Below are 13,498 nucleotides of genomic sequence, written 5' to 3'. Positions count from 1 at the left end.
AAGTATAGAGAAATACCCGTGTTTCCATGATTCATCCCGCATTTATGCAACGCCTTTAAATCTAGTGTCAAAGTTAAATGCTCAAGAAATCAAAGCCAAGACAGTTTTTATCGTAAATCTATTTATCCGACACTGGAAAGAGCATCTGAAAGAAAGCTTAGAGCCTTTGCTGTCAGGTTACTCTAGCGGAATGGAGACAGGAGATTTAGAATATGCAGGCTATAGTCTATTCCAGTACTCCTGTTTAGCTTACTTTAGCGGTAAAGAACTAACTGTTCTTGAAAGAGAAATAGCAAGAAACAGAGATGCTATTCATAAAATTAAGCAAAAAACAGCGCTTAATTATATAGAAATTTATTGGCAGGCTACCTTAAATCTACTGGGAAAAAGTGAAAATCCCTGCCTGCTTAAGGGTGAAGCCTGCGATGAACAGATCGGGTTGCCACTGCACCAGCAAGCAAACGACAACGGGGGAGTTGGCTACATATATTTGAACAAATTTTTGCTTTGTTATTGGTTTGAAAATTACTCGGAAGCGATTGAGAATCTCGCTATAGCCCAGAAGTATTTAGATGTAGTGGTAGGAATGCCCTTTGTTCCGGTATTAAATTTTTACGATTCTTTAGTACGGCTAGCAGTATATGCCGATCGCTCAGAGTCAGAGCAAAAGGCCATCCTCGATCGCGTCCAAGCTAATCAAGAAAAAATCCAAAAATGGGCGGATTATGCCCCAATGAATCATTTACACAAATTCTATTTGGTAGAGGCAGAACGGCATCGGGTTTTAGGCGAAAAAATCGAAGCGATTGAGATGTATGACAAGGCGATCGCACTTGCTAAAGAAAACGAGTATATCAACGAAGAAGCGATCGCCCACGAACTCGCAGCCAAATTCTATTTGTCATGGCGTAAAGAAGCGATCGCCCAAACATACATGACAAATGCTTACTACGCCTACAGCCATTGGGGTGCTGTTGCTAAAGTCAAAGATTTAGAAGCACGCTATCCGCAATTAATTTTGCGGTCAAACACAGAAAAAACAGAAACGAATTACCTACACACTCTTCAAACAAGCTCTACGACTACAGAAAACGCTCACATTCTTGACTTTATGACAGTGATGAAAGCTGCACAGGTGCTGTCAGAAGAAATGGTGCTAAATCACCTGCTCGAAAAATTGATGAGGATTGTCGTCGAAAATGCTGGCGCTCAACAAGGTTACTTTATTGCCAAGCACGAGAATCAATGGATATTAGAAGCGACGGGAATAGTTATAGGTAAGGAGGTTAGCGTTGTTGTAAACACAGAGGATAAAACTAATTCATTCTTACTCCCGGTTGCTTTATGCAACTATGTGGAAAGAACTAGAAACAATCTGGTTTTAGACAATGCTGTTAAAGACTCTCGTTTTGTGGCTGATGCTTATATCACCACTTACCAATCCAAGTCAATTTTGTGTTTGCCGCTGATTCACTCTGGCAAGTTTACTGGGATTATTTACCTGGAAAATAATCTTATTTCTGGTGCTTTTACCCCAGAACGGGTGAATGTGCTGAGTCTGTTGATAGCACAAATTTCGATTGCGATCGACAACGCCCGTCTTTACACCAACTTGCAAGCTTACTCAGAACAACTCGAAGCTAAATCACAAGAACTCGAAACTAAAAATGAAGCTTTGCAAGCATCCGAAACGCGAGAGCGAGAAAAAGCCGAACAAATCGAAAAATCTCTGTATAAACTACAACAAACTCAGGCTCAACTTGTGCAGACCGAGAAAATGTCGAGCTTGGGGCAACTGGTAGCTGGAGTTGCTCACGAAATCAACAATCCAGTCAATTTTATCTTTGGCAATCTGACCCATGCCAACAGTTACACCCAAGAGGTGCTAAGACTGCTGGAACTTTATCAAAAGCATTACCCATCTCCCCATTCAGAGATTCAGTCAGAAGCAGAGGCGATCGATCTAGAATTCGTGCTAGAAGACCTACCGAAGCTACTATCTTCTATGTGGGTTGGGGCAGACCGAATTCGGCAAATTGTCGCTTCTCTGCGAACTTTCTCACGCATGGACGAAGCCGAAATTAAAGCTGTTAATATTCATGAGGGCATTGACAGTACCATCATGATTCTCCAACATCGCCTCAAAGCCAAGTCAGATCGTCCCGGTATAGAGCTTATTAAACACTACGGTAATTTGCCCCAAGTGGAATGCTATGCAGGGCAGCTAAATCAAGTATTTATGAATGTGTTGAGTAATGCGATCGATGCTTTGGAAGAGTCATTAACGGACAATCAAAGACAAATTACAACTCCAACCATTACTATTCACACTGAACAAATTGATGCTCATCAAATTGAAATTCGGATTGCAGACAATGGGATGAGTATACCAGAGCCTGTTCGCCGTCGCCTGTTCGATCCTTTCTTTACCACAAAACCTGTGGGCAAAGGAACAGGTATGGGCTTGTCGATTAGCTACCAAATCGTTACCGAAAAACATGGTGGTTCACTCTCTTGCACTTCAGAACCCGGCGAGGGAGCGGAGTTTCAAATCCGTATTCCAGTTTGTCAGTAAGTTAGCAAGAACATTGCTGGGTAGTGGTAAATATCGGTTTTACCGCACCCTAACCCTCCCCTTGCAAAGGGGAGGGAACTGGATTTTCCGGTTTCCCCCCAATGCATCGGGGGGATTAAGGGGGGTAATTCAACTTGTGTATACACGGTAGCCCCGCTTGCAGGGAGGGGGTTGGGGCGGGGTGCAATGATTGTGGGAATCATAACTAATTATGCGGACATGATATCACTCATTAGTTTATAACAAATAAAAAAATAGAATTAGCGATTTTCATCAACCCATCTTAGTTGATAGTTTGAAAACCGATAGGGCAGCTAAACTTATCTTGCTTGAAAACAGGTTTGGGAGGTTCATCTAAAGTCTGTTTCTCGGAACGGCACATTATTGAAACAGTAGTTTTGTTTTGTGTATCGTAAGCAACTGCACCTACAAGGCTGTTAAAACCCTTTTTTGTCAGACCTAATTTCAATAAATCAGTCGGTAGCTCTTTTGTCGGCGTTGCATATATAAATGACTTATTCTTACCCATTTCTACAGAATATCGATAGTGGGTTGTAGCTGCTGGTCTATCTCCATCTCCAAGCTCTAACAAGCTATACGATTGAGCAAAAACTGATTTTTCAGAAAAATATGCTTGTTGTGCCCTAATAAAACTTCCAATTGTAATTTTACTGCTATTATTACAGCCACAGCTTGGTGGAACTTGAATAAAAATAGTTAAAATCCCAAGCGGTAATCCTCCAAGTCCAACAAGCAACAAGATTCTTTTAAAGTTAATTTTGGTAGGGTCATTTAGCTTAGTCATATTTAACATATACGACTTGAGAAGGAGTTGATACTTCAAGTTAGCATTATCAAGCAAGGCGATCGCTGCTGTTTTCTGCCTAGTTTCAGTTCGTAGCCAAGCTTGCAACTTATTAATAGTGTCGTTCTAAGGAGCGATTTCTCGCACTGAATTTTGAGTAGTTGCGATCGCTCCCTCGCCATCTCACAACCCCAAATTTAAAATTAGTTTTTGAAAAGGATGTCATAAAGTGACAGCAGAATCTCTACCACAATCAGAATCACCACATACCACTCTACTCGCTGACTACTGCTATGCTGCATGAACTCTAGCACCGTTTGAGCGGTTTGGGCAATTAGCTCTAGTTTACGTTCCAGAGCATGGTGACGCTCACGAATTTCGTATTCATCCTCCAAGCGCAGATATAAGTTTTCTAGCTGTGGAGATTCCCAGAGCAACTCTGGTTTATCGATAATCTCTACTTGACCTACAATCTTATGTTGAACTAATAGAGTAGTCCCAAGTTGACGCAGTAATTCCCGGCTTTGTTGTCTACTTCTGTTTTCACGCTGGAGACTAGCTGCAAACGGTTCAATTTGATCGAATACAGTCGCTAGGCTGGTTTCATAGTGAGACAACACAACACTCTTGGCGAGAATATCAGCCACTATCTGCAAGCGTTCTATACTCAATTCATGCAGTAAAATTTTTCCTTCTTTGGCTCGTTCACTCTCACTAATACTGAGATGAACTTCTACCTCTTCTGTTTCTGGGTCGGCAAAAGGGCCGCTGATTTGAGAGGATAGTTTGGTCAAAAAGGCTACCTTTTCTCCAGGCTCAAGGTTAAACAGGACAACTGCACCATAAGCCAACAATACTGCGTAGCCTTCTTCACCGGCTCTAATCATTAGTGGCATACTCGCCAAGGAAACGTAATTATCCAGCGTCTGTAAGTTAATACCTTTACCAAGGAATAGGGCCTGCGCTCTAAATCTATCTTTGTCATTAAAAAGGAGTTTTTGCATTATTGCCCGGAAGCTATATTTTGCCTGCTTTACTGCTCTGGTAACGATACTAATTGATGCCTTTGTCGGAGATAACTACAATTTCAGCTTACCATTTCGTCTTTCCCCTACAGCCTACACCGTGTTTTTGATATTTTTGCGCTCTAAATAAATTACAGCGCTTTTCAAGTAATGGAATTACATTACTCGTCACTCCCCCCAAAATTGTTAGAGTGAATAAAGTTATGAGGACGCAAATATGACTGACAAAAATCGTTCTCAATGGGACTTAGGCAGGTTTATCGAAACCCTGACTTACTTTGAGGTGATTCCTTTCCTTAACTGGGTACAGCAATTAATCCAAGGTCGTCCTAAGGATAATCAATATAGACCCAATGGAGGAAGAAATGTGGGTGTAATATTAGTAGCAGGTGCAACGGGCGGTGTCGGTAAACGAGTAGTGCAGCGATCGCGTAAACTAGGTTATAAAGTTCGTGCTCTAGTTCGAGATATTGACAAAGCGCGGTCAATTCTTGGTAATGATATCGATTTAGTAGTTGCGGATATCACGCAACCAGAAACTTTAACTCCTTTAGTTCTTTCTGATATCCAAGCTGTAATTTGTTGCACAGCAGTACGCGTACAACCAGTTGAGGGAGACACAGCAGACAGAGCTAAATATTATCAAGGTGTTAAATTTTACCAGCCAGAAATTGTTGGTGATACTCCCGAAAATGTAGAATATCAAGGAGTCAAAAACTTAGTCCAAGCGGCGGCAAAATATTTACCTCAAGCAAACGAAAAACTAATATTTGATTTCACCAAGCCATCAGCAGAATTAAAAGATAACTGGGGAGCGTTGGATGATGTTGTCATGGGTGGCGTGAGTGCCAGTAATATCCAATTAGTAGAAAATACAGCTTTATTTGCGGGTAATGTCTCCACTGCTAACTCTGGCGGATTTGCTTCTGTCAGAACTAAGAATTTTGATCCACCCTTCAACTTATCTAGTTATGAAGGTGTAAAATTGCGTGTCAAAGGTGACGGTCAACGCTATAAAATCTTTCTGCGGACAGATACAACATGGGATGGTGTTGGCTATAGCTATTCTTTCGATACTGTAGCTAATACTTGGATAGATATTCAGGTTCCCTTTGCAGATTTGATTCCTGTATTTCGGGCAAAAGTTGTCAAAGATGCGCCGCCAATTGAGCAAAGTAGAATTTGTTCATTCCAACTGATGTTGAGCAAATTTGAACATGATGGCGCTTTAAATCCCAAATTTTCCCCAGGTGGTTTTACTTTCCAGTTGGAATCAATTAAAGCTTATGGGGGGGCAAGTTTACCACAATTTATCCTCGTCAGTTCAGCAGGTGTCACTCGTCCCGGTCGTCCTGGCATTAATTTAGATGAAGAACCGCCAGCAGTGAAATTAAATGACCAATTGGGAGGAATTTTAACTTGGAAGTTGAAGGGAGAAGATAGTTTAAGAGAAAGCGGAATTCCTTATACAATTATTAGACCTTGTGCCTTAACTGAAGACATAGGTGGTAAGGAATTAATATTTGAGCAAGGTGATAATATTCGAGGCAAAATCAGCCGTGAGGATGTGGCAGAACTTTGCGTGCAAGCGCTAGAACTAGGAACAGCATCTAACGTCACATTTGAGGTTAAACAGGGAGAAAATACTGTCAATATCGATTGGCAGAGTTTATTTTCTAACTTACAACCAGATAAGAGATGAAATATCCACAGACTAAAAAGTCTGTGATTATCCCAACAAAGTTTGGTTAGATAGGCTGTTATCACAAGTCAGCTATTGGTATGAAAAAAATCAAGGTGCTAGTAATCGCCGGGATTTTCGCAACAATTATCTGGGGCAGTTTTTTTTCTAAAACTGCCTCATCGCAGCAAGTAGAGTCCCGCATCTACAATCTGGAAGCGGATTTGAATCGTGTTGAGTCGCGGTTAAATCAGCTAGAGTCTCAGCTAGGTAGAACTCGGCAGTCTCCATCTTCAAGAACAACACTTACCCCACGACAATCAACTGGTTCTAGAAGGAACTTATCACAGCAAGATCCAATGTTCGATCGGCTTGCAACTTTGGTGATTGAATTGAAGCAACAAGTTAATAAATTAGAGGAACGAGTTGCTAAATTAGAATCACGCTAAATATTTAATCAAATTTTAAAAGGCTAGTACTGCAAGGCGGAATTAAAAATTAAAAACGAACACTGTTGTACTATTTAAGGCAAGAGACGCGATGAATCGCCGTCTCTACAATAATCAGTCTTTCGTCTTGACGGCGATTTTCAACTTCAATTCTTGTAAAAGTTCAATGCTAATAGGTGATTTTGCCAGAATTGGATGTTTAATACCTCCCCAGACACTTCCAGTACGCATACGATGCGAAACTAATATTTCAGGAATTTGACTAGAAATTAAAACTAGTGGTGGTGCAAGTTGACCGAGCGATCGCGCTCTCTTGTAATGATACGATTCTGATAAAGCCAGATCCATCTGTTCGGCAATAATTTCTGGGGTTTGTGTTGCCGAATCTAGTAATAGAATATAGTGTGGAGGATCGGCAATAGGTATCAAGCTTTTAAAATTAGTTTCTTGCAAGTTCAGCAGAGTCAGAGCATTATTTACAAAGGTTTCTTGCAACTTTTCTCCCACCAAATCGCTAACGGCTTGATGTCGTCCGAGAAACTCTAAACAGGGAGTGTGGCGATAGTAATGAGTTACCCGAATGCGATCGCCAATTCGATAACGATACAATCCTCCTTTTTGGGATAAAATAACCGTGTATTCGTTACCAGTGCTGAGTTCGTGTAAACCATGTAGGCAACCAGTCTCATCCTCAAACTCGAAAAAAACTTCATCGAGAACCGGCACACATCCCCCAGCTACAATCAACGGAATCGTCATTGGTGCTTCCGTTGCGAGTAGTCCTTTACCTTGAACTAATACACCTGGAAATTGCAAACGTAATCCTTGCGCTTGATCTGCTGCATTGGCACTATCCCAGCAAGAAATCAGCTTCAAATTTGGCCAGAGTTGCATCCAGGGAATATTACTTTCAGTGAGGAGTTGCAAGCGATGATGCGAAATCCGGTTGTGTAATTCTCCTCGCAATAAATTCTGATTTTCTTGAATATATCTTAAATGTACTTGTAGAAAACTAGGACTCCAAATAGAGATAATTTCTAGTTTTTCAGCCTCTAATAATGCCAAAGCTAGTTGATGTTTAAACAAGTTCACATCATGTAGCCGATTAAGTTTATTTGGCATCACCAACCAAGGACGCAAAAACCAACGCAACCAGCCATCTAAGTAATCTAAATCATCTTGTAAAGTTTGGCTATCAGCTACATTTAATTGCGGCGAGATACAAGCATAAAGTTTGCCTGTGGAAAATTTCGGCCCATGTACAATCAGATCGTGTGCCCATACACAGAACATTTGATTAAACGATCGCCGCAAAGATTGAGTATAAGGAATCCATTTTACTGCTCCACTACTACCAGAGGTTTTTTCATAGAACAAAATGGGTTCTGGTGTCAGGGAAATTTGCTGCTGTTTTTGATTTAAGTAAGGTTCAAGTGTATCATAATCTACAATTGGTACACGCTGCCAATCGTTTACAGAATGAATCCCCAAAGTTTTACCATACTCACTTTTGATTAGGCGATCGCAAATTTCCTTTTGTACAAATGTCTGCGTTAACTCTGGGTTATCCAAAGCTTGATAAAATCGTCTCGCCGTTGGTGCGATAATTTGCCCAAAAAGCTGAATAATCGGACGCATTATTGCACCTTTTGATTAGGATAAAGGTTACTGACTGCTGGTACATAAGAACCCTCAGCAATGACTACACCAGCAGCAAGATTAGATCCGGCTCCCACAAAAACATTGCTGCCAATCTTGACTTTTTTAACATATAACATTAAATTTTGCTTACGGGGTTTAATGACATGAGAATAGATACCGACACGATGCCCGATAACGACGCGATCGCCAATTTCTAATAAACTGCGATCGGCAATTTCTAAACTTGGTGTCCAATATACATCTCGCCCCACTTTAGCACCCCACAATCGCAACCAACAGGAAAACACCCCTGGAATCAACCGCAACACTGCTTCCAACACTGGAATTGCAATAAAAATTACTTGGATTTGATGACTACCCCACCAGGAATTATATTCTTTATTTTGTAGATAACTAATACCTTCCCGCACAGGATAAACCCATTCATGCAAGCGGTAAACTAGCACTGGTAGCCCATAAATAGACAGGAATACCCCCAGAATGCTGAAGATGTTGGGTGAATATGCGAGATAAACTATTGCTGCTCCAGTTAGCAATAATATAAAGCCGGGAAAAAACAAAAGTATTTTACTTAGAACAGTCATGAAAATGGGAATAAAAGTTTTTGGAACAAGTTTAATGAACTAGGAATTCCGATTATAGATGGCATTTTTTGGCTTTCATAATATGTCCCATGTAACTTATCCCAAATTTTCAGATTAGCTCCATAGTTATAATTGTGGATTTCACGGCAATGATGCCAAGCATGATCCTGTGGCAAGATTAACCAAGAAGATAAAAATTGATAAAATCGGTTATTTTCAGGAATTATCAAGCGGCTATGTCGCCATAAATCTAAGGCAGAAGTTAGACTCACTCCAAGTACATAACCTGTAGGATCGGCTAAAAGATACAAAAATAAAGTGTGTATCCATAAATAAATAATTAACAAACTTGTCCAAAGTGTGTTGCGAGAAGTTCCTAATACATCCATCTGAGTAACAGTATGATGAACTTGATGAATCTTCCAGAAATATTTTGTATGTAATAAACGATGATTCCAATAATATAAATAATCAACGACAACAAAACTGATAAGAAAAGTCGGAATTAATGATAATTTTAAATCTCCTTGCTGAGTTAGTAATAAATTTTGATAAAGCCAATAAACGAAAGTAGCTTGTAATAAAGGAATCAAAATTCCTTGAATCATTAGCCCTGTACCATCTAGCAACCAATCTTCATGACATTTAACTTGAAGTTGAGTTCTGCCAATTTGATTGGTAATAGTCCAACCAACTAATCCGATAAAAGAGCCAAAAATTAGTAGTTGGGAAAAAGTTTGTATTTCCACTTTTGATTACTCACACTGATATTGAATTTAGCAACTAATTGCCCTGTCTGGTTTACTTGCTGCTGACGGTTTAATAAATCCGGTAGCTGCTGGAGTAATTGTTCGGGATTTTCCACATATTTCTTATAATAAAATGCGTTCAGTCGGCGATCGCCCTAAAATTTGGTGTGTTACTCATGCTCAGACGCTTACGCAGCCTAACAATTTCCTCAGTAGCGATACTTATGCTTGTTATATGCTTTACTCTGGTAGGTGTGCGTTCATTTGGGCAAACAATTATGACATCAGCACCCCAACTGCTCACCGACCCATTTTTGCAATTGCCAACTGCAACTTCAGTGCAAGTAGTTTGGTTTACTGAATTTGCTGGTGTTAATCACACAGTAACCTACGGCGAAAATCTCAAACAAACTGCTAGGGCAAGTACTACCAAACTCAGTCGCACACGTGAAGACCAACAATCAAGAGTTGCAAACCAAACCCAAGACGGACAAGTTTATCAAAAACCCGTCCAGCGAGACATTTGGCGACATGAGGCTGAGGTAACTGGGTTAACTCCTGGTGTGCGGGTTAACTATCGTGTCACGAGTGTGAAAGAAGATGGCAAAAGTGTAGACAGTGGTGTTTTCAGCCTTGCAGCTACTCCCAAATCAGATACACCACTAAAAATTCTACTGACCTCAGATCATCAATTAAAGCCGATGACAGCGGCAAATCTGCAAAAGATGGTAGAAACAGTGGGGCGAGTTGATGGCGTGTGGTTTGCCGGCGATTTGGTCAATGTTAGCGATCGCGCCTCAGAATGGTTTGATGATAATGGTGGCGGTGCATTGTTTCCTGGTTTACAAGGTCGTGCTAAATATGAAATGACGCATGATGGTGTTAAAACAACCTACACTGGTGGACAAATAATTCAACATGCACCCATGTTTACTTGCATTGGCAATCATGAGGTGATGGGGCGGTTTGCTAGGACAGGGAGTTTAAATGATGAATTTGATGATACAATTCCCCGTGTCGTTGCTCAAAGAATCTACCCAGATAAATCTTTAATCGATAATTCTTTTAATACTAATACCTATGAAGAGATTTTCTCTTTACCAAAAAGTAAAGAGGGTGGAAAAAGGTATTATGCAGTTAGTTTTGGTGATACGCGTTTGGTGGTACTTTACATTACGAATATGTGGCGGACTCCCAAATTAGATGGAAAGTTTAAGGGTAGATATCGAGAAGCAGAAAAGGATTTAAATAATCCTGAAGATTGGGGTTATGGACAGGTAATTTATGAGCCACTTGCTAAAGGCAGCAAACAATATAATTGGCTAGAGTCGGAACTTAACAGCCCTGAGTTTCAACAAGCAAAATACAAAGTTGTGATGTTCCATCATCCACCCCATACTTTGGGTGATAATATAGTTCCTGCTTATACAGAGCCAGTTCAAATAATTGAACGGGATGGCGGCAAAATCAAAGCAGTGCGTTACGAGTATCCCAAAGACGCAGATTATATTATTCGCGATATTGTCCCAATACTTGAAGCAGCTAATGTGCAATTGGTATTCTATGGGCATTCCCATTTGTGGAACCGCTTTGTTAGTCCCAGTGGAATGCACTTTCTGGAGACATCTAATGTGGGTAATACTTACGGTGCTGCTTGGGGTGATAGAAAACGACAAGTACCAATTGGATATCAAGAGGATTATGTTAAGCTTGGCGATCCCAATGGGTTAGAACCGATAGTGCCAACAATTGCCCCTTTACTGGGTGAAGATGGCAAGCCGATGCCTTATATTGCGAGTAATGAGATTACGGTTTTCAGTATTTTTGATACGGGGGCAGGTACGATAAGTAGTTATCGTTTTGATACTCGTAAGCTTGATTCGGAAGTATTAAAGTTTGACGAATTTAAGTTGAAATAGTCATCCTTACCCTTACCGCCTGGGAATAAATTCCCAGGCTAATAGCTAAAGTCCTCTCAAGAGGACTAAATGATTTCATGTATGAAAATGATTTTGCATGATATTAAAATTCTTGTAGAGACTAGCAATTGCAACGTCTCTACATCTGGATTCATACCGCAATTAGGCAAAGCCAAATTTTTAGCCAGCCATATAGATGGCTATCATATCTAAAATAGAGAATTTCAGTCCACTTGAGTGGACTTTAGCTATCAGCCCAGAACTGAAGTTCTGGGCGGGATATCGGGTGAGCGCAATACTTTGACTGTTACAAAAATATGGCTAACGACAAGTAAAAAATGGGGTATCTCTTCTGCGTAAATCCTAAAATCATAGACTAGCGATCGCATCGGCAACTCGCCCTGAAACAAAAGGCAAAATATCCCGATTCTTAGCTTGGGCTTTCCCTTCAGTAAATACCACTAAAAGATAAGGGCGCTGTTCTGGTAATTCAATATACGCTGCATCATGGCGAACTTGACTTGTCCAACCTGCCTTTGACCAAATTTGAGCATTTTCAGGCAGTCCACCGCCTAAGAAACCTGTCACCTGATTTTCCTCGCCGTCAGAGGACAAATCTTTGAGAGGACGTTTCAGTAAAGCCATCATTGATTGCGATCGCGTACTTGAAACCGCCACTCCACCTACAATACTATGCAGTAACCTAGCGATCGCATTTGTGGTTAACATATTACGATTTTCTAGTAACTCCCCCACAAACGCCCGTTCCCGTCCATAAGGGCCATCACCCCAAGTTTTTTGACAGACGTTAATCGTCTCCATTTCTTCCCAACCCAAAGATTGGTAATAGCGGTTAACAATATTACGCTGATATTTCCAGGTTTCAAAGGGGCCGATTGGTAATTCTGGCCCTGATGTGGTACCACTCAAAATATCCACAACCAAGCTGGTAGCATCGTTACTAGAATCGACAATCATATCCTGCAAAGCTCGCTCCAACTCCTTGGAGATTTGACTCATGCCTTTTTCTAGCCATTCGTTTACCGCTACCAGATAAAATAGCTTGACTACACTAGCAGGATAAATCCGCTCAACACCGCGATAAGTGAAACCACGAACTGGGTGATCCCAAAAAGCGTTAGGAGTCAGCGCCCCACCAGTATTGACTCGCACTGGTGGATCGTAAACAACCCAAGTCAAGGCAATTTGGTTACGCGCTAAGGTTGGAAATGCTGCCCAAGTTGCATCTAAAATGCCTAACCCAAGATTTTCGAGTTGTTCGTCTTTATTAAAAAAAATCATTCTCTGATAATGTCCTTTAATCTAAAATCCAAAATGATTCGACTGAGCGAAGCCGAAGTCCAAAATCCACAACCAGGGGAGTATCAGTGTTTAGCTGATCTGAATTTATATGATTCTCCTGAATGTACGCGTTTAGCAACTCAAGCTGCATCTGGGAGACATTTGTGGCTAACATCAAATCATCAAAATTTGGCGGTTGAGGTGTATTTATGTGAAGATGACTATCCGGGATGGGTATCTGTTTCAGATTTTGATTCATTACAATCTGCTACTGTACCTTATCAGGCTGCAACATTTTCTGAATCGGAGATTAAAAAACTCCTAGCAGAGATTATCGCCTTTACCCAAAAAGCGATGCAACAATCAAATTATTACCTTTGGGGTGGTACGGTTGGGCCAAATTATGACTGTTCTGGGTTGATGCAGGCGGCGTTTGCTTCGGTGGGTATTTGGCTACCTAGAGATGCCTATCAACAGGAAGGATTCACTCAACCAGTTACGATTGCAGAATTAGCAGCCGGGGATCTAGTATTTTTTGGAACTAGCCAAAAAGCCACCCATGTCGGGCTTTATTTGGCCGATGGTTATTATATCCATAGTTCTGGAAAAGAACAGGGACGGAATGGGATCGGAATTGATATTCTCTCGGAACAGGGAGATGCGGTTAGTCAGTCGTACTATCAGCAGCTGCGAGGTGCTGGTAGAGTTTTTAAGAGTTACGAACCACAGAGACGCTGAGGATGCTGA

General features: G+C 40.9%; 12 protein-coding genes. 5 read left to right on the top strand and 7 right to left on the bottom strand.

What is annotated here, in order from left to right; genetic code table 11:
* On the top strand, positions 1–2,575 hold a 2,575-nt coding region (locus tag RMZ42_RS12295), incomplete at its 5' end, for an ATP-binding protein (protein WP_322671702.1).
* Between the two features lie 283 nt (positions 2,576–2,858).
* Here RMZ42_RS12295 and RMZ42_RS12290 read toward each other — a convergent pair.
* Positions 2,859–3,380: a type IV pilin-like G/H family protein gene (locus tag RMZ42_RS12290; RefSeq protein WP_322671701.1), complete on the bottom strand. Its 522-nt coding sequence runs from the start codon at positions 3,378–3,380 to the stop codon at positions 2,859–2,861.
* Positions 3,381–3,583: 203 nt separating this feature from the next.
* Positions 3,584–4,384: an RMD1 family protein gene (locus RMZ42_RS12285; protein ID WP_322671700.1), complete on the bottom strand. Its 801-nt coding sequence runs from the start codon at positions 4,382–4,384 to the stop codon at positions 3,584–3,586.
* A 238-nt stretch (positions 4,385–4,622) separates the two neighbouring features.
* Here RMZ42_RS12285 and RMZ42_RS12280 point away from each other — a divergent pair, with 238 nt between their 5' ends.
* Complete coding sequence (locus RMZ42_RS12280) at positions 4,623–6,107, top strand: CIA30 family protein (RefSeq protein WP_322671699.1); 1,485 nt, start codon at positions 4,623–4,625, stop codon at positions 6,105–6,107.
* A gap of 80 nt (positions 6,108–6,187) precedes the next feature.
* Positions 6,188–6,535 (top strand): hypothetical protein, encoded by a 348-nt coding sequence (locus RMZ42_RS12275; RefSeq protein ID WP_322671698.1) that lies wholly within the window; start codon positions 6,188–6,190, stop codon positions 6,533–6,535.
* A gap of 114 nt (positions 6,536–6,649) precedes the next feature.
* Here RMZ42_RS12275 and RMZ42_RS12270 read toward each other — a convergent pair whose 3' ends face one another.
* The 4 genes from RMZ42_RS12270 to RMZ42_RS12255 are packed head-to-tail and all read right to left on the bottom strand — an operon-like array spanning position 6,650 to position 9,646.
* Positions 6,650–8,173 carry a GH3 family domain-containing protein gene (locus RMZ42_RS12270; RefSeq protein ID WP_322671697.1) on the bottom strand — a complete coding sequence of 508 codons (1,524 nt, stop codon included), beginning with the start codon at positions 8,171–8,173 and terminating at the stop codon, positions 6,650–6,652.
* Complete coding sequence (locus tag RMZ42_RS12265; RefSeq protein ID WP_322671696.1) at positions 8,173–8,781, bottom strand: acyl transferase; 609 nt, start codon at positions 8,779–8,781, stop codon at positions 8,173–8,175. The genes RMZ42_RS12270 and RMZ42_RS12265 overlap by 1 nt, the downstream gene beginning before the upstream one ends.
* On the bottom strand, positions 8,778–9,530 hold the full coding sequence (locus RMZ42_RS12260) for a sterol desaturase family protein (RefSeq protein WP_322671695.1): 753 nt from the start codon (positions 9,528–9,530) through the stop codon (positions 8,778–8,780). The genes RMZ42_RS12265 and RMZ42_RS12260 overlap by 4 nt, the downstream gene beginning before the upstream one ends.
* Positions 9,500–9,646, bottom strand: a complete 147-nt coding sequence (locus RMZ42_RS12255; protein WP_322671694.1) for a hypothetical protein — start codon at positions 9,644–9,646, stop codon at positions 9,500–9,502. The genes RMZ42_RS12260 and RMZ42_RS12255 overlap by 31 nt, the downstream gene beginning before the upstream one ends.
* Positions 9,647–9,808: 162 nt before the next feature.
* On the opposite strand from RMZ42_RS12255, the gene RMZ42_RS12250 reads away from it, so the two are divergent.
* Positions 9,809–11,449 (top strand): metallophosphoesterase family protein, encoded by a 1,641-nt coding sequence (locus RMZ42_RS12250; RefSeq protein WP_322671693.1) that lies wholly within the window; start codon positions 9,809–9,811, stop codon positions 11,447–11,449.
* 369 nt (positions 11,450–11,818) lie between these two features.
* On the opposite strand, the gene RMZ42_RS12245 is transcribed toward RMZ42_RS12250, so the two are convergent.
* On the bottom strand, positions 11,819–12,751 hold the full coding sequence (locus tag RMZ42_RS12245) for a serine hydrolase (RefSeq protein WP_322671692.1): 933 nt from the start codon (positions 12,749–12,751) through the stop codon (positions 11,819–11,821).
* A gap of 9 nt (positions 12,752–12,760) precedes the next feature.
* On the opposite strand from RMZ42_RS12245, the gene RMZ42_RS12240 reads away from it, so the two are divergent.
* A complete protein-coding gene (locus RMZ42_RS12240; RefSeq protein ID WP_322671691.1) occupies positions 12,761–13,489 on the top strand; it encodes a C40 family peptidase in 729 nt (242 codons plus the stop codon).
* The last annotated feature ends 9 nt before the right edge of the window (positions 13,490–13,498 follow it).

The sequence above is a fragment of the Nostoc sp. DedQUE05 genome (assembly GCF_034530955.1).
Taxonomy (GTDB): domain Bacteria; phylum Cyanobacteriota; class Cyanobacteriia; order Cyanobacteriales; family Nostocaceae; genus Nostoc.
Note: the sequence above shows the minus strand (reverse complement) of the source record. Positions and strands in the feature narration are given on the sequence as shown.

Excerpts from the sequence above, each read along its gene's own strand:
- RMZ42_RS12290 (WP_322671701.1), bottom strand. The coding sequence starts at position 3,380 with ATGACTAAGCTAAATGACCCTACCAAAATTAACTTTAAAAGAATCTTG.
- RMZ42_RS12285 (WP_322671700.1), bottom strand. The coding sequence starts at position 4,384 with ATGCAAAAACTCCTTTTTAATGACAAAGATAGATTTAGAGCGCAGGCC.
- RMZ42_RS12280 (WP_322671699.1), top strand. The coding sequence starts at position 4,623 with ATGACTGACAAAAATCGTTCTCAATGGGACTTAGGCAGGTTTATCGAA.
- RMZ42_RS12275 (WP_322671698.1), top strand. The coding sequence starts at position 6,188 with ATGAAAAAAATCAAGGTGCTAGTAATCGCCGGGATTTTCGCAACAATT.
- RMZ42_RS12270 (WP_322671697.1), bottom strand. The coding sequence starts at position 8,173 with ATGCGTCCGATTATTCAGCTTTTTGGGCAAATTATCGCACCAACGGCG.
- RMZ42_RS12265 (WP_322671696.1), bottom strand. The coding sequence starts at position 8,781 with ATGACTGTTCTAAGTAAAATACTTTTGTTTTTTCCCGGCTTTATATTA.
- RMZ42_RS12250 (WP_322671693.1), top strand. The coding sequence starts at position 9,809 with ATGACATCAGCACCCCAACTGCTCACCGACCCATTTTTGCAATTGCCA.
- RMZ42_RS12245 (WP_322671692.1), bottom strand. The coding sequence starts at position 12,751 with ATGATTTTTTTTAATAAAGACGAACAACTCGAAAATCTTGGGTTAGGC.
- RMZ42_RS12240 (WP_322671691.1), top strand. The coding sequence starts at position 12,761 with ATGTCCTTTAATCTAAAATCCAAAATGATTCGACTGAGCGAAGCCGAA.